20 protein-coding genes are annotated in these 18588 nt (G+C 73.6%); 5 read left to right on the top strand and 15 right to left on the bottom strand.

Annotated elements, in window-relative coordinates:
- Positions 1-252: 252 nt before the first annotated feature.
- Genes ABZW10_RS14725 through ABZW10_RS14715 form a run of 3 tightly spaced genes read right to left on the bottom strand, consistent with a single transcriptional unit; the run spans position 253 to position 2017 of the window.
- Positions 253-642: a roadblock/LC7 domain-containing protein gene (locus tag ABZW10_RS14725; RefSeq protein WP_063350516.1), complete on the bottom strand. Its 390-nt coding sequence runs from the start codon at positions 640-642 to the stop codon at positions 253-255.
- A complete protein-coding gene (locus tag ABZW10_RS14720) occupies positions 639-1661 on the bottom strand; it encodes a hypothetical protein (protein WP_355364273.1) in 1023 nt (340 codons plus the stop codon). Before ABZW10_RS14720 ends, ABZW10_RS14725 begins: the two co-directional genes overlap by 4 nt.
- On the bottom strand, positions 1658-2017 hold the full coding sequence (locus ABZW10_RS14715; protein ID WP_355364270.1) for a hypothetical protein: 360 nt from the start codon (positions 2015-2017) through the stop codon (positions 1658-1660). The genes ABZW10_RS14720 and ABZW10_RS14715 overlap by 4 nt, the downstream gene beginning before the upstream one ends.
- Before the next feature lie 144 nt (positions 2018-2161).
- Here ABZW10_RS14715 and ABZW10_RS14710 point away from each other — a divergent pair, with 144 nt between their 5' ends.
- A complete protein-coding gene (locus ABZW10_RS14710; protein WP_355364267.1) occupies positions 2162-2527 on the top strand; it encodes a hypothetical protein in 366 nt (121 codons plus the stop codon).
- A 393-nt stretch (positions 2528-2920) separates the two neighbouring features.
- On the opposite strand, the gene ABZW10_RS14705 is transcribed toward ABZW10_RS14710, so the two are convergent.
- Together ABZW10_RS14705 and ABZW10_RS14700 are read right to left on the bottom strand one after the other, a co-directional pair.
- Positions 2921-4156: an SPFH domain-containing protein gene (locus ABZW10_RS14705; protein ID WP_355364264.1), complete on the bottom strand. Its 1236-nt coding sequence runs from the start codon at positions 4154-4156 to the stop codon at positions 2921-2923.
- Between the two features lie 52 nt (positions 4157-4208).
- Positions 4209-4424 (bottom strand): hypothetical protein, encoded by a 216-nt coding sequence (locus ABZW10_RS14700; protein WP_355364261.1) that lies wholly within the window; start codon positions 4422-4424, stop codon positions 4209-4211.
- 440 nt (positions 4425-4864) lie between these two features.
- Between ABZW10_RS14700 and ABZW10_RS14695 the strand changes: the two genes are divergently transcribed.
- Entirely contained in the window at positions 4865-5053 is a 189-nt protein-coding gene (locus ABZW10_RS14695; protein WP_355364258.1) for a hypothetical protein, read from the top strand.
- A 4-nt stretch (positions 5054-5057) separates the two neighbouring features.
- Here the strand turns inward: ABZW10_RS14695 and ABZW10_RS14690 are convergent, their stop codons facing one another.
- Both ABZW10_RS14690 and ABZW10_RS14685 read right to left on the bottom strand, forming a co-directional pair.
- Positions 5058-5747: a response regulator transcription factor gene (locus ABZW10_RS14690; protein ID WP_355364255.1), complete on the bottom strand. Its 690-nt coding sequence runs from the start codon at positions 5745-5747 to the stop codon at positions 5058-5060.
- Positions 5744-6883: a sensor histidine kinase gene (locus tag ABZW10_RS14685; RefSeq protein WP_355364252.1), complete on the bottom strand. Its 1140-nt coding sequence runs from the start codon at positions 6881-6883 to the stop codon at positions 5744-5746. Before ABZW10_RS14685 ends, ABZW10_RS14690 begins: the two co-directional genes overlap by 4 nt.
- Before the next feature lie 167 nt (positions 6884-7050).
- Between ABZW10_RS14685 and ABZW10_RS14680 the strand changes: the two genes are divergently transcribed.
- From ABZW10_RS14680 to ABZW10_RS14670, 3 genes are all read left to right on the top strand, one after another.
- On the top strand, positions 7051-8241 hold the full coding sequence (locus ABZW10_RS14680; protein ID WP_355364249.1) for a lipase: 1191 nt from the start codon (positions 7051-7053) through the stop codon (positions 8239-8241).
- A 201-nt stretch (positions 8242-8442) separates the two neighbouring features.
- On the top strand, positions 8443-8997 hold the full coding sequence (locus ABZW10_RS14675) for a SigE family RNA polymerase sigma factor (RefSeq protein ID WP_355364246.1): 555 nt from the start codon (positions 8443-8445) through the stop codon (positions 8995-8997).
- Complete coding sequence (locus ABZW10_RS14670) at positions 8994-9626, top strand: hypothetical protein (protein ID WP_355364243.1); 633 nt, start codon at positions 8994-8996, stop codon at positions 9624-9626. The genes ABZW10_RS14675 and ABZW10_RS14670 overlap by 4 nt, the downstream gene beginning before the upstream one ends.
- Here ABZW10_RS14670 and ABZW10_RS14665 read toward each other — a convergent pair.
- The 8 genes from ABZW10_RS14665 to ABZW10_RS14630 all read right to left on the bottom strand — a co-directional run bounded on the left by ABZW10_RS14665 (position 9569) and on the right by ABZW10_RS14630 (position 18586).
- Positions 9569-10603 (bottom strand): carbohydrate kinase family protein, encoded by a 1035-nt coding sequence (locus tag ABZW10_RS14665; RefSeq protein ID WP_355364432.1) that lies wholly within the window; start codon positions 10601-10603, stop codon positions 9569-9571. The two genes, ABZW10_RS14670 and ABZW10_RS14665, sit on opposite strands and share 58 nt — an antisense overlap.
- A gap of 46 nt (positions 10604-10649) precedes the next feature.
- On the bottom strand, positions 10650-11858 hold the full coding sequence (gene metK, locus ABZW10_RS14660) for a methionine adenosyltransferase (RefSeq protein WP_355364240.1): 1209 nt from the start codon (positions 11856-11858) through the stop codon (positions 10650-10652).
- Between the two features lie 145 nt (positions 11859-12003).
- Positions 12004-13098 carry an LLM class flavin-dependent oxidoreductase gene (locus ABZW10_RS14655; protein WP_355364237.1) on the bottom strand — a complete coding sequence of 365 codons (1095 nt, stop codon included), beginning with the start codon at positions 13096-13098 and terminating at the stop codon, positions 12004-12006.
- Between the two features lie 117 nt (positions 13099-13215).
- Positions 13216-14235 carry an LLM class F420-dependent oxidoreductase gene (locus tag ABZW10_RS14650; protein WP_355364234.1) on the bottom strand — a complete coding sequence of 340 codons (1020 nt, stop codon included), beginning with the start codon at positions 14233-14235 and terminating at the stop codon, positions 13216-13218.
- A gap of 28 nt (positions 14236-14263) precedes the next feature.
- Complete coding sequence (locus ABZW10_RS14645; RefSeq protein WP_355364231.1) at positions 14264-15880, bottom strand: ABC transporter substrate-binding protein; 1617 nt, start codon at positions 15878-15880, stop codon at positions 14264-14266.
- A 146-nt stretch (positions 15881-16026) separates the two neighbouring features.
- Positions 16027-16830 carry an ABC transporter ATP-binding protein gene (locus ABZW10_RS14640; RefSeq protein ID WP_355364228.1) on the bottom strand — a complete coding sequence of 268 codons (804 nt, stop codon included), beginning with the start codon at positions 16828-16830 and terminating at the stop codon, positions 16027-16029.
- Positions 16827-17657: an ABC transporter ATP-binding protein gene (locus tag ABZW10_RS14635; protein ID WP_355364225.1), complete on the bottom strand. Its 831-nt coding sequence runs from the start codon at positions 17655-17657 to the stop codon at positions 16827-16829. Before ABZW10_RS14635 ends, ABZW10_RS14640 begins: the two co-directional genes overlap by 4 nt.
- A complete protein-coding gene (locus ABZW10_RS14630) occupies positions 17654-18586 on the bottom strand; it encodes an ABC transporter permease (RefSeq protein WP_355364222.1) in 933 nt (310 codons plus the stop codon). The genes ABZW10_RS14635 and ABZW10_RS14630 overlap by 4 nt, the downstream gene beginning before the upstream one ends.
- Between the last annotated feature and the right edge of the window lie 2 nt (positions 18587-18588).

The raw sequence follows: 18588 nt of genomic DNA, 5'->3' as shown, positions 1-18588 counted from the left end.
CGCTCGCGGCGGAGCCACCCCCTCCGCCGCGACGCCCGCCCCCGCCGGCCGTCGCCGACCCGCGCCCCCTGCGCTTCAGCAAGGTTTTCCACCGTCCGCACCACGCCGGGAAACAAGGCGCCGACAGAAAGGCGACGGCCTGCACCACGCGGTGCAGGCCGTCGCCCCCATGCACAGCCTCGCCCGAACCACCTGAACCAGCAGGCCAGAGCGAACACCGCCCTGCCCGCACCCGGGCGTCTGCAACAAGCTTCAGACCGCGGGGACCATCCCGAGCAACTCGCTCAGGCGGCGGACCGTGGCGGGCGACTCGCGGTGCAGGCCGGCGACGTCGAGGCCCTCGTCCCCCAGGATCATCAGCAGTGCCTGCTCCCCGATCGCCAGCACCACGACGTAGCCGCTGTTGCAGCGGGTGACCACGTCGCGCAGGCCACCCACGCCGACCTCGGCTGCGGTGCGCCGGCCGAGGCCGAGCATGGCGGCCGACAGGGCGGCGGCCGACTCGGGGTGGACGGCGGCCGTGTCGGCGGCCACCAACAGGCCGTCGGTGGTGGAGATGACACTCTCCGAGATGCCCATGACCCGGTCGCGGAGGGACTTCAACTCGTCGACCAGCACGGCGGTCGGTGTCTGGCTGCTCATGGTGCGCTCTTCTCGCTCTGCTCGGTCGTCTCGGTGCGCGCGGTGTGCTCGGCGCGGTGTGCGTTCGGTGGACCGCCGGAAGCGGCCGCCGCTCCCTCGGATCGGGCGGGCAGGCCGCCGGGGCCGCCCGGACCACCCGCGCCGCGTCCGCTGCGGACGCGCCGCGGCAGCGGCCCGGTGTCGGCCGGCGGCGGTTCGCTCGTCGGCATGCGCGGGGCCACGCTCGGGGCCAGGGCAGCCGGGTGCTCCGGTTCCCGGTGGAGCAGGTGCCGGGCGTCCATCCGTACGACGTCGAGGAGCACCGCGAACACACCGCGTCCCAGGGCGAAGCCGAGGTCGCGCGCGGTGCGGCGGCCGGTGGCGGCGGCCAGGATCTCCTGGTAGCGGACCGGGATCCGCAGCGCGCCGGACTCGGCCCGGGCGGCAGGACGGATCCGGATGCGGGCCAGTTCGCCGGGCGGTCCCCAGAGGCGGGTCAGCAGGGCCGTCCGCCGGGCGGTTTCCTCGAAGAGCCGCTCCGGCTCGATGCCCGGGCGCAGCGCGATCCTGGCAGGCGGCGCCGCCTCGACCGTCTCCCAACTGCCGGGCGGGCTCAGCACCAGGGCGAAGGCTCCGTCGAAGGCGGCGGCGGCGCAGACGGCTTCGAGCTCGCCGGCGCCGATCGACCCCTGAGCCACCAGAGCCGCGCCGAGGTCGCCGCCCCAGGTCGGGGGAGCGTCGGCCGGCCGGCCTGCGGACACGGCCGTCTCGGCGGACGCCCATTCCTCCTCGCCGACGCGCCGGGACTTCAGCAGCAGGGTCTCGGCGGTCGGGGCCCCGGGGGTCTCGATCGCGGCGACCAGTCCCTGCTCCAGGTGGATCGTGCCGCCCGGTGCGCTGGAGACGGTGACCGAGCCGGTGAACTCCGTCCGGCGCAGCGCGAGCAGCAGCGCGGGCACGTTGCGCGCGGTGGGCGGAGCCGGCGTCGTGGGAGCTGCGGGCATGGCGGGTGGCGCCGTGTCGTGGGACCGGTCGGTCATGCCAGCAAGTCCTGCGCACTGTCGGCGGTCTGGCGGACGGCCAGCGCCAGGTTGGTCCGTTCCCGGTCCAGCACGGTGGCCAGCAGCAGGGGGTCGCCCTGCCGGGACACCACCTGGACGACCTGGTGATGGCGGGTGCTGGTGACCACCAGGCTCTCCAACTCGCTCTCCGCCCCTGCCTCGTACAGCCGCTCGCCGATCAGGTTGGTCAGCTCGGCGAGTTCGGCTCCGGTCCCGAGCAGCCGGTGGTCCCCGGCGGCCTGGTAGCCGAGACCTGTGACGGCGTCGACGAGCGCGGCACCGACCACTCCGGGGGAGCCGAGCACATCGGAGAGGGAAGCTTCGAGTGCCCGCACCAGTAGTACCCCTTCACGTTCTGAACCCCGGCAGCGTACTTTATTCCATCATTTTCACGAGGTGACCACAACCGGTGGCTTCTTGCTACTTTGTTACCGCACACGGGAGTTCTGCCCGGAAGTCACGCAAAGGACGAACAGCGCATGAACATTGACGACGCACTCAAGGACGCGATGGCCATCGAGGGGGCCATCGGAGTGGCCGTGGCCGACTACGAGAGCGGTATGTCACTCGGGCTCCTCGGCGGGGGGCCGCAGCTCGACCTGGAGATTGCGGCCGCCGCCAACACCGAGGTCGTTCGCGCGAAGATTCGCGCCCTGGCCGCGCTGTCGATCGACGATGTCATCGAGGACATCCTGATCACCCTCGGCACCCAGTACCACCTGATCCGCCCGCTGACCCGCAGTCACGGCTCGCTCTTCCTCTACCTGGCGCTGGACCGCTCGCGCTCCAACCTCGCGCTCGCCCGGCACGGTCTCAAGCGCATCGAGGCCGCTCTCGACGTCTAGCCGAGGCCGGGCCGGCGGCCCGGGCGTCCGCACCCCGCCCGGAAGGCCCGCCCGAAGGCTCTGCCCGAAGGGCTGTCCGGAAGGCCCGCGCGGGCCGCGAGTCGCGCGTGGAACTCCGGTCGGAGCGAATGCGGAGCACAACGAACCGACGGCGGAGATCCGTCCGCGGGAATCGGACCGCGAATATCGCGGGTGTACGCCGGCCACGGAAATGCGTGACTTTCCGATGACTGAGCGTCATATTCGCTCCCGGCTGGTCCGGACGGCGACGGAGCGCCGGAATACCGTGGCCGAACCGTCGAACCCCCGAACTCCCGAACCGCCGAAGCGCCGGTGTTCCGGCGGTGCCGCGGAATCGGCTCGACCACGCCGCGCGCGCGGCACACATCCGGGTCAGCTCCGGTTCGGGAGCCGGGGCGTGGAGCGGCCGTGAACGTTCGGGTCGACGGCCGACGCGCCGGGGGCGACCGACGCGCCGGCCGTCGAGGCCGCTGTCGAGTGCTGGAGGGACCGCAGTATGGCCAGTGCCTGGCCGGCGATGCCGGCCGCGATCTGGTTCACCCCGTCGGTGCCGTTCAGGACGGTCAGATCGGCGCCCGCCATGCCCCGGGCCGCCGCGTCGGCGAGTGTGGGAAGGTTCTCCACGATCCGGTTGGCCGCGATCAGCTCCTGGTTGCCGTCCCGCAGCGACGCCGCGCGGGCGGTGTTGGCGTCCGCCTGGGCCTCGGCGAGGGTCCGTTCCGTGTAGGCGCCGGCGTCGGCCTCGAACTTCACCCGGTCGCGGTCCGCCTCGGCCAGCGTCCGCTTCCGGTAGGCCTCGGCGTCGGCCGGGCGCCGCACCTCCGCCTCCAGCCGCTGCGCCGTCAGCGCCGCGTTGCGCTGCGCGAGGGCGGTCTGTTCCTCGGTGACCTCCTGGGTGGCTCGTGCCTCGGCGAGCGGCCCGGCCTGTGCGGCGCGTGCCCTGGACTGCTCGGTCTCCGCGAGGAAGCCGGCCCGCTTGATCGCGGTGTCCCGCTCGTACTCGGCCTTGAGCGCGGCGGCCTGCTGCTCCCGTTCGCTCGCCTCCTGGTCGGCCTTGGCCTGGGCGATCCGGGCCTGACTGGCCACCGCCGCCGCGTGCGGTGCGGCGAGGTTGTCGATGTAGCCGGTGGCGTCCTCGATCTCCTGGATCTGCAGGGCGTCCACCACGATGCCGAGCTTCTCCATCTCGCCGTGACTGCCCGCCATGACTTCCTGGGCGACCCGGCTGCGCTCCCTGATGATCTGCTCCACGGTCAGCCCGCCGATGATGGAGCGCAGGTGGCCTGCGAAGATCCGTCCGACCAGTTCCTGCATCTGGTCCTGCTCGGACAGGAAGCGCCGGGCGGCGTTGGCGATCGACACGGCGTCGTCGCCGACCTTGAAGACACAGACCGCGCGGACCGTGAGCCGGATCCCCTGCTGGGTGACGCAGTCCTCGGCGATCTCCGCCTCCTGCAGGGCGAGGGACAGCATGCGGGCCTTCTGCTTGACGGGAACGACGAAGCTCCCGTGGCCCGTGACGATCCGGAACTGGGTGTCCTGCGACTGCCGCTTGGAACCGGAGATGAGCATGGCCTCGTTGGGCGCGGGCACGTGCCAGAACAACATGACGAACCACCTGACCTGCAACAGATCGACGGGGCCGCAGGGGCCGCCGGACTCAGGACGGCATCGGCTCGACGAGCACCGACCGGGCGGAGATCGTGTCGATCACGACCACCCTGGTGTTGACCGCGATCGGCCCGGCGGACCAAGCCGCGAACACCTCCGACCCCCCACGCAGGCCGACCAGCACCTCGCCCGGCCCGTCCGTCGGGATCGGCACCGTCACCCTCCCGACGGCTCCGACCGGGCTCTGCCGGGAGTCGTCAGCCACGTACATGACACCTCGCGCCGTGCGACACGACGGCGCAGTGGGCGGCCGGAGAACGAACGGCCACGGGCAGCACCCCTCCTGGAGGCGCCGGGCCCCCGGTCGAGTCCTTCGGCAGAATGCCTGCGAGCAGCACGCGCGGCGCGACCGCCCGACCCCTTCCACGGTACTCCGGCCGCAGCAGGGAGGCGTTTCCCGGGCACCCGGCTCGGAAGCTGGGCCGCCGACCACCCGTATCGGCGGACTGCCGGGCCGCCCGGATGACGTCGACACCGTCGTCAAGGCGGCGGGCGAACGCCACACAGCGTCGCTCCCGGCGTTCGGTGCGTGACCTGCGGCCGGGCCAGGCCCTGCTGCCGACGTCGGCGGCCCCGGGCGCGCCGGTGCTGTCCGGCCGCGGTCCAGTCGAGGGGGCCTGTCGGTACGGTCGAGGTCGGAGACCGGTGTCCACGCTGATCGCCGCCGACGCGATCGCCAAGCCGAACCTGCCCAGCGGCGGCTCGGTGATCGTCTCCTACGGCCCCGTCCTCGGATCCGCTCACCGAGTCGGACGTGCCCTCCACCTCCGCGACAACCCCGAACTCGGCAACCCGCCGGGGCGTCCCCTTCAGGTCCACCGTCCCGGCCGGTGAGGCGTCAACCCGTGGACGGGAGGTTCCCACCCGCGGTGACCATGCCCGTCTCATAGGCGATGACGACCATCTGGGCCCGGTCATGGGCGTCGAGCTTGGCCAGCAGCCGCCGGACATGTGTCTTGACGGTCGCGACGCTCAGCCCCAGTCGCTCGGCGATCACGAGGTTGGGCAGTCCCCGGGCCACCAAGCGGAGGACTTCCCGTTCCCGTGGGGTCACGCCCGCCAGCTCCCGGGCGAGTCGCGGGCCCGGCTCGTGGCGTCCGGCGAACTCGCGGATCAGACGGCGGGTGACCGCGGGCGCGAGCAGGGCGTCGCCGGAGGCGACCACCCGCAAGGCTGTCAGCAGGTCGGCGGGGAGGATGTCCTTCAGGAGGAATCCGCTGGCTCCGCCGCGGAGTGCCGCGTACACGTACTCGTCCAGGTCGAAGGTGGTGAGGACCAGCACACGGGTGCCGACGGCGTCCGGGTCCGCGCAGATGCGCCGGGTGGCCTCCAGGCCGTCCGTGCCCGGCATCCGGATGTCCATCAGCACGACGTCGGGCCGCAGCCGCAGGGCGAGTTCGACGGCCTGTTCACCGCTGCCGGCCTCACCTGCGACGGTGAGGTCCGGCACGCTCTCGATGAGCAGACGGAAGCCCGCCCGCAACAGCGCCTGGTCATCGGCGATGAGAACCCGGACCGGCCGGTTCACCGTGCTGTCTCCGATCCGCAGGGCAGCCACGCATGCACCCGGAATCCGCCCGTCGCCAGGGGGCCGGCGGAGAGGGTCCCGCCGCACATGGCCGCCCGCTCCCGCATCCCGATGAGTCCGTGCCCGCCGCCAGGACGCCGGGACGGGAGCGGGGACGGGAGCCGGGACGGCGCGTCGTTGACGACCTCGATCTCGACCGCCTCGGAACCCGCCCGGAACAGGTTCACCCGGCAGTCCGCCGATCCCGCGTGCCTGACGACATTGGTGAGGGCTTCCTGAACGATCCGGTAGACCGCCAGTTCCACCCCCGGGGGGAGCGGTGGATCCGGGTCGACGGACAGCTCCACCCGCGGGCCTGCGCCGTCCACGAGCGCGGGCAGGTCCGCCAGACCGGGGGCGGCCCCCAACTCGGCTCCGTCACCGGGTGATCGCAGAACGCCGAGCATGCGGCGCATCTCGGTGAGCGCCGTCCGGCCCGCCGTCCCGACCAGGGCGAGGGTCCGCTCGGCCTCCTGCGGGTTGGTGGAGGCCACCGCACAGGCCACCTCGGCCCGTACCGCGATGACGGTCAGGTGGTGGGCCACCACGTCGTGGAGCTCGCGGGCGATCCGCAGGCGCTCGTCCGTCACGGCCTGCCGGGCGGCGAGTTCCGCGTACGACCGCTGCTCTCTCAGCGCGGTGCCCACCAGCCAGGGCAGGGTCATCATCAAAGACGCGAAGACGACGCCCCACGCGACCCCGGAGGCCGGGACCGGTCGCGGTACGAGGGCCATGGCCGCCGCGACGGCGCCCAGCGAGCAGCCGAGCGCCGTCGCGGACCGGCGCCGCGGTTCCCGCGCCGCCACCGTGTACAGGGCGGCCCCGACGGGGATCCAGGACTCCTCCCATCCGGTGAACACCATGGCGAGGACCGCTCCGGCCAGGACCGTGTACAGAACGCGGACGGACCGTCTACGCCGCACCGCGACCGGCAGCCAGACCACCGCCGCCACGGCTCCCGCGCCCCAGCCACCGCTCCGCGTCTCGCTCGCGCCGAACGCCAGGGCGAGGAGCACGGCCGCGACCGTGTCCACGCCGTGCCACTGTCCGTCCCGCAGACGTCCGGCCACCAGCGGCCGTGACTCCCCGTCGCCCATGCCGGCCACGCTATCCACACGGGGGCCCGGGGCCTGTCAGCCCGGAGGACGTCATCTCCCGGGCTGAGTCATCCACGCGGCTGATGCCCGTCGTACCCTCCTGGGCTGACACCGGGTTCCTCCCCGGGGGCGAAGCCGCCGGGCTCGTCGGACGGAACAGTGAAGCCATGAATCGGAGAACACTGCTGTCCTCGTGCGCCGGACTGGCCGCCGCCCTGGTCTCGGGTCCGCTCGCCCAGGTGGCCGTCGCGCGACCGAGGCAGGAGGAACCCGTGCGGTTCCAGCTGCCCGCCCCGAACGGACCGTACCCGCTGGGCACGATCGCGCTGCACCTGGCCGACACCGCACGGCCGGACCCCTGGGTACCCTCCCGCCCCTGCCGTGAGCTGATGATCAGCATCTGGTACCCCGCCCGCGACTGCGCGGCCCGCCCCACTGCTCCCTGGATGCCTCCGGCGGCGGCCGACCGGTACCTGAGCCTCCTCGGCCTGCCTCCCGGCCGGGTACGGCTGGGAGGCACCCACGGCCACGAGGGCGCTCCCGTCGGCGGCCCACCGGGCCCCCTGCCCGTCGTGCTCTACTCTCCCGGCTCCGACGCGTCACGGTCGTTCGGCACCGGCGTCGTGGAAGACCTCGCCAGTCACGGCTTCCTGGTGGTCACCGTCGACCACACCTACGACGCGGCGGTGGTCGCCTTCCCCGGTGGACGCGTCGAGACGAATCCGCTGGGCGGGATCAGCGACTACGCCAAGGCCCTCGCGGTCCGTACCGCCGACATCCGCTTCGTCCTGGACCGGCTCGCCGTCCTCCGCGCGGGTGGCCACCCCGGCGTCTGCCGCACCCCGCTGCCCACCGGCATGCGCGGGGCGCTCGACCTGCGGCGCGTCGGCATGCTCGGCCACTCCCTGGGCGGCGCCACCACCGCCGCGACCATGCTCACCGACGGGCGGATCACGGCGGGAGCGAGCCTGGACGGGGGCGCGGCGGGCCCGGTGGTGGACGCCGGGCTCGACCGCCCGTTCCTGGTCGTGGACACCCTGGGCAAGGGCGGCATGGAGAGCAACCCCGCCCTGCGCGCGTTCTGGTCGCGTCTGCGCGGCTGGCGCCTGCATCTGACCGTACGGGGAGCCGCGCACCAGTCGTTCGGCGACGATGTGCTGATCCTGCCGCTGATCGCCCCTCTCCTGGGCAGGTCACCGGCCGATCTGGAGGAAGAGGTCGGGACGATCCCCGCGCACCGGGCACAGGCGTTCCAACGCGCCTACCCGCGAGCCTTCTTCGACCTCCACCTCCGCGACCAGGGGCAGCTGCTCGACGGCCCCTCCCCCGACTTCCCCGAGGTCGACTACGCCCGGTGAGCGCCTCGGCGCCGGCCCCGCCCGTCCGGGCTCCGAGGCACGACGCCTGGGCGTTCACCGGGCGGGGCCCAGCGAGCGAGGGCCGTCGGTCTCCTGGTCAGCTCTCCTCTCGGAGCTGTGGCACGGTCGCCCTGCCGTTCGAACGGCACCTGTCGGGTGAAGGGAACCCGCTCGGCCTCCCAGGTGGTCCAGTAGAACGACATGACGACACGACCTGCGGGAGGGACGCCGGTGCGGGACTCGCCTTCCGAACGTGAAGCGGACTTCAGCCGCTTTGCCCATGCTGTCCATCCGGCGATGCTGCGCACCGCCAGGCTGCTGACCGGGGACCCGCATTCCGCCCAGGACTTGGCTCAGAGCGCCTTGCTGCGGATCTACATGTCCTGGGGGCGTTCCGATACGTGGGACAACCCTGCGGCCTACGCCCGCAGGACCCTTGTCAACGTCCACGCCACGTGGCGCCGGAGGCACTGGTACCGGGAGATCCCCCACCGCAGTCCCCGGGAGCAGGGTCAGGCCCAGGACCCCGCACAGCGTTGGGGGGACCTGGTGGATCTGGAGCGCGCTCTTGCCGCGCTGCCGGCCGCGCAGCGCACGGTCCTGGTGCTCAGGTTCTACGAGGACCTGAGCGTGGAGCAGGTCGCGCAGCTGCTGGGGTGCTCGGTGGGGACGGTCAAATCCAGGACAAGCAGGGCTCTGGACCGTATCCGCGGACGGGCGGAACTGTCCGGACGTGCAAGGAGGGACCAGGAATGAACGACTTCGAGGGCCGGGAGCAGGAAGAACTCCGTTCGGGTCTGAGGGGGCTGGCGGATCAGCAGGTTCCTGTGCCGGCGCCGGTGCGCGAGGTGGTGGAGCGTGGGCGGCGCCGTCGTCGCGTGCGGGTCGCCGGTGTGGTCACGGCCGTCGTGGCGTGCGCGGTGGTGGCGGGCGTACTGTCCGGGCCGCGGTCCGCGCCGGACGAACGCCGGTCGGCCCAGGCGCCCGCGTCCACGTCCACGTCCACGTCCGCGGAACCGACGGTCTCGGCGGCGGCGTCCGAATTCGCATCCGCACCGGCAGCGGCTCCGGTCCGCCGCGAGGTGGATCCCGCCGGTCCGCCGGCCCAGCCCGGCAGTCCGGTGCTTGGCCGGGCGTATCCGTTCGACTGGGGCGTCCATTGCGGGGCGCGGTACCTGCGGTTCTCGGGGAGGATCTGGCAGGCGCAGGGCGAGGTGTCACTGCCACCGGGGCTGCCGGGAGCCCACGGGCCGAACTCCGCTCCGCTGGTGGTACCCGGCTATGTGACGGTCACCGGAGCGGACACGGCCCGGTTCGAGGCGCCCGGCTACCTTCGGGAACCGGCCGCGTTGCGGGCCGTGGCCGACGCACCGCTCTGCGCGTGAACCCGGGACGGTGTGGGCCGGTCAGGTGGGGGTGGGGAGGTGGAGGTGGGGAGGTGGGGGCGGACGTGGGTGGCGGCTTCGGGGCCGTAGGTGGTGGCGAGGCGGGTGAGGAAGGTTTCGGGATGGAAGTCGTACTCCTGGGTGCCGACGGATTCCAGGGCCAGGGTGGCGAGCAGGCAGCCGACTTCGGCGGCGGCCCGTAGGGAGAGGCCCCAGGTGTCCGCGGCGAGGACGCCGGCGCGGAAGGCGTCGCCGACGCCCGTCGGGTCGGCGCGGCGCAGTTCGCGGGGCGGGCGGACGTCGATGGGCGGGTGGCCCTGGCGTTCGATCCGGACGCCGTCCGCGCCCAGGGTGGTGAACCAGGTGCCGACACGCTTGCGCAGGTCCTCCTCGGTGAGGCCGGTGCGCCCCAGCAGCAGGCTCCGTTCGTAGGCGTTGGTGAAGAGCAGGGCCGCGCCGTCCACCAGGGCGAGGGCCTGTTCACCGGTGAGGCGGGCGAGTTGCTGGGACGGGTCGGCCGCGAACGGGATGCCGGCGCTGCGGGCCTCCTCGGTGCGGCGCAGCATCGCGCCGGGGTCGTCGGGGCCGATCAGCACGATCCGGGCCGGGCCGGTGCGGGCCAGGACCTCGTGCAGGTCGATGTCGGCGGCCCGGCTCATCGCGCCGGGGTAGAAGGAGGCGATCTGGTTCTGGTCCCGGTCGGTGGTGCACAGGAAGCGGGCGGTGAACAGTTCGGGGTCGGTGAGCACGCCCCGGGTGTCGACGCCGTTGGCACGCAGCCAGGTGTCGTACTCGGTGTGGTCGGCGCCGACCGCCCCGACCAGCACGGGCCGCAGTCCGAGCCGGCCCAGCCCGAGCGCGATGTTGGCGCCGACGCCGCCGCGCCGGATCTCCAGGCCGTCGACCAGGAAGGAGAGCGAGACGCGGGCCAGCTCCTCGGGCAGGAGCTGTTCGGCGATGCGGCCGGGGAAGGTCATCAGGTGGTCGGTGGCGATGGAGCCGCTGACCACCACCGCGCCGTGTTCAGACACCGGCGGCCGCCTTGAGTTCCTGGACGCGGTCGGTGCGCTCCCAGGTGAAGTCCGGCAGCTCGCGGCCGAAGTGCCCGTACGCGGCGGTCTGCGCGTAGATCGGCCGCAGCAGGTCCAGGTCCCGGATGATCGCGGCCGGCCGCAGGTCGAAGACCTTCACCACGGCCTCCTGGATCTTCAGCACGTCCACCGCCTCCGAGCCGAAGGTCTCCACGAACAGGCCCACCGGTTCGGCCTTCCCGATCGCGTACGCCACCTGCACCTCGGCCCGCCGCGCCAGACCCGCCGCCACGATGTTCTTCGCCACCCACCGCATCGCGTACGCCGCCGAACGGTCCACCTTCGACGGGTCCTTGCCCGAGAACGCCCCGCCGCCGTGCCGCGCGAAACCGCCGTACGTGTCGATGATGATCTTCCGGCCCGTCAGACCCGCGTCGCCCATCGGACCACCGATCTCGAACCGGCCGGTCGGGTTCACCAGCAGCCGGTGGTCCGAGGCGTCGATGGCGAATTCGGCCAGTACGGGTTCGACCACGTACTCGCGGATGTCGGGGGTGAGCAGCGACTCCAGGTCGATGTCGCCGGCGTGCTGCGAGGAGACCACCACGGTGTCCAGGCGGACGGCCCGGTCCCCGTCGTACTCGATGGTGACCTGGGTCTTCCCGTCCGGCCGCAGGTACGGGATCGTCCCGTTCTTGCGGACCTCCGACAGCCGGCGGGCCAGCCGGTGCGCCAGCGTGATCGGCAGTGGCATCAGCTCCGGCGTCTCGTCCGAGGCGTACCCGAACATCAGCCCCTGGTCGCCCGCCCCCTGCCGGTCCAGGTCGTCCCCCTCCTGGCCCTCGCTGGCGCCCCCGACCCGGGCCTCGTACGCGGTGTCCACACCCTGCGCGATGTCCGGCGACTGCGCGCCGATCGACACCGACACACCGCAGGACGCCCCGTCGAAGCCCTTCTTCGAGGAGTCGTAGCCGATCTCCAGGATCTTCTCCCGCACCAGCTGCGCGATCGGCGCGTACGCCTTCGTGGTCACCTCGCCGGCGATGTGCACCAGGCCGGTGGTGATCAGCGTCTCGACCGCGACCCGGGACTTCGGGTCCTCCTTCAGCAGGGCGTCGAGAATGGTGTCGCTGATCTGGTCAGCGATCTTGTCCGGGTGTCCCTCGGTGACGGACTCGGAGGTGAACAGGCGCGTGGCCATCTGGTTCTCCCTGAGGTCGTGGCGGGTCATGGCAGTTCGTGGCGCTTCACAGCAGACCGCAGCGGTACACGGCGGTTCATGGCACTTGACGGGATTTGACGGCACTTGACGACATGTCGCGGCGGCACCCCGGACGGGCCCGCGGCTACCAGCCCCGCTGTCGGGCGGCCACCGCCCCGGGCGAGCGGAGCAGCGCGACGAGTTCCCGCCGCAGGGCCCGGTCCTGGTCGGTCTCGGTCGACAGGTCGAGCTGGACGATGTCCACCCCGCCCGCCCGCAGCAGGTTGATCCGGCGGGCGACGGTGGCGGGCGAGCCCGCGTACGCGGCGGCGAAGGAGCGGCGGACGTAGGCGGCCACCTGCTCGCCCGGCCGCTCCTCGGCGGCCCGGCCCCGCTCGCGGTCGCGGTCCAGGGCGACGGCCTGGGCGAACCGGTGGCCGTCCGGGCCGGCGGTGAGCCGCAGCGCCTCCCGGCGCAGCTCGCGGACCTTGTCCCGGGCGGCCTCGTCGGTGTCGGCCAGCACCAGGGTGAGGTGCCGCCAGATCCGCACCACCCGCCCGAATCCGGCGGCCGCCTCCCGCACTTCGGTGATCCGGCGGCGGGTGTCGGGCAGCGGCAGGGCGGGTACGGCGTACACCTCGGCGTGCCGGGCCGCCAGCCGTACGCCCTGCGGGGAGGAGCCCCCGAAGGAGAGCAGTTCGCCGCGCGGCTCGGGCCGCAGCCCGGGGCGGGCGCCCTGGACGCGGTAGAACTCGCCGCTGTGGTCGAACTCCTCCTCCGCCGTCAGTGAGCGGCGCAGCAGGGTGAGGTACTCGTCGGCGCGCCGGTAGCGGTCCTGCTTGCCGAGCAGGTCGCCGTCCCGGGCGACGTCGAGGTCGCTGGAGCCGACGATCACGTGGGCCGCCGCCCGGCCGCCCGACAGCCGGTCCAGGGTGGCCAGTTGGCGGGCGGCGACGGTGGGCGCGGTGGTGCCGACGCGGTGGGCGACGGCGATCCGCAGCCGGCTGGTGGCGGCCAGGGCCCAGGTGGCCACCAGCCACGGGTCCGGCCAGGAGCTGGACTGCACCACGAGGGCGCTGTCCAGCCCGTCCTCCTCGTTCTCGCGGGCCGTCCGGGCGACGTGCCCGGGGTCGGCGGCGCGCTCCCGCAGGTCCGGGGCGAAGCGCAGCGCCTGCCGCTCGCGCGGTGTCCGGCCGTGTACGGGGGCGGCTCTCACGCCGCCACGGATCTCCAACTCCATTGCTCTGCCTCCGCGTTCGCGGGTGTACGGGGGGGTGCGCGCCCTGCCCGGGCCCCTGCCGGGCCGTCCCTGGGCAGGGGCCGGGTGCCATGGGCCGGGGCGCGCTGCCCGGCGGCGCTACCCGGCGGCCGGGCCGAGCCGGGCCAGGGTGTCCAGCAGTCGGGCCCGGCTGACGAACACCTCGGGCGGCAGCGACACGTACAGCTGGATGGTGGTGACGCCGGGCCGGTGGTACCGCAGGATGCGCTCCCGGCACTCCTCGGGCGAGCCGGAGACGAACAGGCCGTCGACCACCTCGTCCGGCAGCGCCCGCTGCGAGCCCTCCGGGTCGCCGGCCGCCCAGCGCTCGTGGGTCTCCTTCAGCAGTTCGCCGTGGCCCAGCCACTCGTGGAACTTGCGGTAGGGCTCGCGGTTGAGGATCCAGGCCAGGAACGGCCGGGAGGCCCGGTGCGCGTAGTCGGCGTCCTCGGTGGGACAGACGAACACCTTGACCACCAGTTCCTTGCCCGGCGGCTGCGGCCCGACGGCGTCCAGCACCTTGGGCACGTCCTCGGGGAAGAGCAGGTTGGTGATCGCGCCGTCGCCCTCGTTGAAGCCGAGCTTCAGCATGCCGGGGCGCAGCGCGCCCAGGATCACCTTGACCGGTTCGACGGGCGGGTGCGGCAGCCGGTAGCCGGTGATCGAGAAGGTGTCGAAGTCCCCGGCGATGTGCTCGCCGCGCAGGGCCCGGGTGAGGAAGCGCAGCACGTCCCGGGTGCGCTTGAACGGTTCGTCGAAGGGGATGCCGTTGATGTCGGTGACGTGCGCCGGCACGGAGGCGCCGATTCCCAGCAGCAGTCGGCCGGGGGCGAGTTGGGCCAGGGTGGCGGCGGTCTGGGCGAGTACGGCGGGGCCCCTGGTGTGCACCGGGACGATGCCGGTGCCGATCCGCAGCGAGGGGGACCAGGCGGCGGTGGCGGCCAGCGGGGTGAAGGCGTCGGTGCCGCCGCCCTCGGCGCTCCAGACGTCGGTGTACCCGAGTTCCGGCAGCCGTTCGACGATGAAGCGGTGCCGGTCGATGGTCAGGCCGGGCAGCGGGAGGGTGATGCCCCACTTCGGCGGCTCGGCGCGGCGGTCGGGTGCGTGCGGGGTGCTCATCGAGCGGCCTTCTCTCGTACGGGGGTCACTACTTGCCGATCCAGACGGTGGTCAGGTCGATGAACCAGGACTGCGGCTGCACCAGGCCCTGCACCTTGGGCGAGAGGGCGCGCGGGTTGCGGTCGTTGACCACGAACAGCCAGGGCGCGTCGGCGGTCACCTGGGAGAGCGCCTGCCGGTAGTCGGCCTGCCGCTTGGCCTGGTCGGGCTGGGCGGAGGCGGAATTCAGCAGTTCGTCGACCTTGGGGCTGCTGTAGTGGCCCGTCCAGAACGGGCTGTTGGAGCCGATGAACAGCGGCAGCAGCGCCTCGGACTGGAACAGTGTGGTGGACTGCGCGATGGCGTCCGAGCCGAGCGCGACCTGGCCCTTGGCCTCGGCGCCGATCAGCGTGGACCAGTCGGTGGTGCGCAGTTCGACCTTGATGCCGACGGCTGCCAGGTCGCGCTGGATGGCCTCGGAGATCGGCACGGGCAGCAGGTTGCCGGAGCCGCCGGTGGGCACCGTGACGGAGGTGCTGAAGCCGCCGGCCACCCCGGCCTCGGCGAGCAGCGCCTTGGCCTTGGCCGGGTCGTAGCCGTAGGCGTCGCCGGCCGGGTCGTAGGCGAAGGTGGCGCGCGGGGCGGCCTGGAGGGCCGGGTCGGCGGTGCCGCGCAGCAGCTTCTCGGCGATGGCCTGCCGGTTGACGGCGAAGTTGGCGGCCTTGCGCACCCGGGGGTCGTTCCAGGGCGCCTTGGAGGTGTCAAGGATCCAGTACCAGAGGTGGTCGTAGCTGTTGGTGGAGATCCGGACGCCGTCCCGCTGGAGGCTCTCGATGTCGTCGGGGTTGGGGTACTCGATCCAGTTGACCCCGCCGGAGCGCAGTGCGGCGGTGCGGGCGGCGGCGTCCGGCAGCGGCTTGACGATCAGCCGGTCCAGTTTGGGCGCGCCGCGCCAGTAGGACTTGTTGGCGGCCAGTTCGATCTGCTGGCCCTCGGTCTGCGAGACGAAGGAGAACGGGCCGGTGCCGACGGGCTGCTTGGCGAAGTCCTTGGAGCCGGTCTTCCTCACCGCGGTGGGGCTGGCGATCAGGACGTGCGCCAGGTCCTCGGGGAAGTGGCCGTTGGGGTCCTTGGTGACCAGTTCGACGTGGTCGGCGTCGAGCTTGCGGTAGGTGGTGATGGAGCCCGCGTACTCCGTGGCGGCGGCGCCGATCGCGTCGGTGTAGTGCTCGCTCTGCTTGTTGAGGTAGCGGTCCAGGTTGAACAGCACGGCGTCGGCGTCGAAGGGGGTGCCGTCCTGGAAGGTGACGCCCTTGCGCAGCTTGAAGGTCCAGGTGCGGGAGTCCTCGGCGACCTTCCAGGACTCGGCGAGCGCGCCGGTGACGGCCGGCGGGCGGTCGGTGACGGACAGGTCGTAGCGGGTCAGGCCCTCGTAGATCTGGAAGCTGACCAGCCGCTTGCCCTCGAAGCCGGCCCCGCCGATCACGGTGTCGGGGTTGGGCAGCTTGCCGGTGGCGCCGACCACCAGGGTGCCGCCCCGGCCCTCGCCGCCGGCGGCCGGGGCCTCCGTCCCGGAGCCGCAGCCCGCGGTGGCGAGCAGCACGACGGCGGCGGCCGGCAGCGCGCCGACTCTGGTGCTGATGCGGGCGGGGCGGTGGTGCGTCATGGCTGTTCCTTGTCGCTGGTCGGGTCGGCGGTACGGGGAAGGGGAGGGGAAGGGGAGGCGGAGGTGCGGCGGCAGGGCGCGCGGTCGGGGGCCGGAAGGGCGGCGATAGGGCGGCGGGACGTGCGGTTGTGGAGTTGTGGACGGGCTCAGTCGCGGGCGCCCTGGAGGACGGGCGCCGGCCCACACTCGGCGGCCGCCAGCAGGGCCCGGGTGTACGGGTGGGCGGGGGCCGACCACAGGGTCTCGGCGCTGCCCTCCTCGACCACCCGGCCGTGCCTCAGCACCAGCACCCGGTGCGCGATCCGGCGGACCACCGCCAGGTCGTGCGAGATGAACAGGTAGGCCAGGCCGGTGCGTTGCTGGAGTCCGGCGAGCAGGTCCAGCAGGCGTTCCTGCACCGCGGGGTCGAGGGCGGAGGTCGGCTCGTCGCAGACCACCAGGTCCGGCCGGGTGGCCAGGGCCCGGGCCACGGCCACCCGCTGGAGCTGCCCGCCGGACAGCTCCCGGGGGTAGCGCGCGGCCAGCTCGGCGCCCAGGCCGACCTGCCCGAACAGCTCCGCCACGGCGGCGGGCCGCTCCCGGCGCGGGGTGCCGTGCAGGCGCAGCGCGGTGGCCACCGCCTCGCCGGCCCGCAGCGCGGGGTTGAGGGAGCCGCGCGGGTGCTGCGGCACGAACTGGAGCCGGGCGCGGACGGGTCGGGCCCGCCGCCCCCGCAGCCCGTACGGGTCCTGTCCGGCGAACCGGACGGTGCCCTCGTCGGGGGCGAGCAGGCCCAGGGCGAGCCGGGCCAGCGTGGACTTGCCGGAGCCGGACTCGCCGACCAGGCCGACCGTCTCGCCGGGTGCCACCCGCAGGCTGACGCCGTCCAGGGCGAGGGAGCCCCGGCGGAAGCCCTTGCGGACCTCGGTGATCTCCAGCAGCGGCGTGCCGGCGGCGGACTCGGCGCTCATCGACGGCCTCCCGGTTCGGCGGCCACCATGCCATCGGCAGCATCGGCGGCATCGGCAGCAGGGTCGGCAGGGTCGGCTTCGGCATCGGCGGCGGTGCCGGGACTCGCGCCGAGCACCTGCTCGGTCGGCCCGGTGCCGGAGATCCGGCCGGTCCGCAGCACGGCCACCCGGCCGCCGATCCGGCGGGCCGCCGTCAGGTCGTGGGTGACCAGCAGCAGGGCGATGCCGCGCCGGCGGCGCAGTTCGTCGAAGAGGTCGAGGACGCGGCCCCGCACCAGCGCGTCCAGGGCGGTGGTGGGCTCGTCCGCGATCAGCAGCTCGGGGCCGCAGCAGACCGCGATGGCGATGGCCGCGCGCTGGCGCAGCCCGCCGGAGAGTTCGTGCGGGTAGGCGCGGGCGACGCGCTCCGGCTCCGCCACCCCGGCCTCGGCGAGCAGGGCGGGCACGGCCTCCCGGGCGGCCCGGCGGCCGTCGGCCCGCCGGTGGCGCAGCAGGACTTCGGCGAGCTGCGGGCCGATCCGGCGCAGCGGGTCCAGCGAGCCGGTCGGGTCCTGCGGGACGTAGCCGATCCGGGCGCCGCGCACCCGCGACCAGCCCCGGGCGTCCAGGGCCCGCAGGTCGGTGCCGGAGAGCGTCACCGAGCCGCTGACCCGGGCCCCGCGCCCGGGCAGGCCGAGCACCGTACGGGCGGCGGTGGTCTTGCCGCTGCCGGACTCGCCCAGCAGGACCAGCGCCTCGCCCGCGTCGACGGAGAAGGAGACCCCGTCCACCGCCCGGACTCCGCCGGGGTACTCCACGGCCAGTCCGGCCACGTCCAGGACACTCATCGGCCCGCCTCCGGAAGGTGTGCTCCGCTGTCGCCGATCCGTCGGCGCAGCCGCTCGCCGAGGGTGTTGAAGACCACCGAGACCAGCAGGATCACCAGGGCCGGCTGCACCGCCACCCACGGGTGGGTGAACAGACTGGGGCGCAGCTCGTCGAGCATCGCGCCCCACTCGGCGGTGGGCGGCGCCACGCCCAGGCCCAGGAAGGACAGCCCGGCCGCGTACACCACGGACAGGCCGACCAGCGAGGCCGCGTACACCAGCACCACCGGCGCGACCACCGGCACCACCTGGCGCACCGCCAGGTCCAGCCCGCCGGCCCCGCTGACCCGGGCGGCCTCCAGGTACTCGGCGGTGCGGATGCGCCGCAGCTCGGTAAAGGCCACCCGGGCCACCGCCGGGGTGAGCACCACCGAGAGCGCGAGCACGGTGGCGCCCAGGCCGGGCCGCAGCAGGGTGGCCACCGCGATGGCGAGCAGCACCCCGGGGAAGGCGTACAGCACGTCGAGGGTGCGCAGCAGCACCTGCTCGGTGACCCGGCCGCCCAGCCCGGCGGCGATGCCCAGCAGGGTGCCGGCGGTGACGGCCACCAGCACCGGTACCAGGCCGCCGACCAGCGAGGCCCGGCCGGCCCAGAGCAGCCGGCTGAGCACGTCCCGGCCCTGGCCGTCGGTGCCGAGCAGGTGGCCGGGGGCGCCCGGGTCGAGCAGCCGGTCCTCCAGCGAGCCGGCCGCCGGGTCGTACGGGGCCACCAGCGGCGCGCCGAGGGCGAGCAGCACCAGCAGGGCGGCGGCCCCGGCGGAGAGCAGCAGCAGGACGTCCCGGGGGGCGCGCCGGACGGCTCCGGGCTCGACGGGTCCGGGCTCGACGGGTCCGGGCTCGACGGGTCCGGCGGGTCCGGCGGGTTTGGTGGGTTTGGTGGTCAGCGTCACGG

Origin of the sequence: Kitasatospora sp. NPDC004723 (assembly GCF_040609255.1) — a bacterium.
Lineage (GTDB): Bacteria > Actinomycetota > Actinomycetes > Streptomycetales > Streptomycetaceae > Kitasatospora.
The sequence above is the reverse complement of the archived record's forward strand: the minus strand, read 5'-3'. Positions and strand labels throughout refer to the sequence as shown.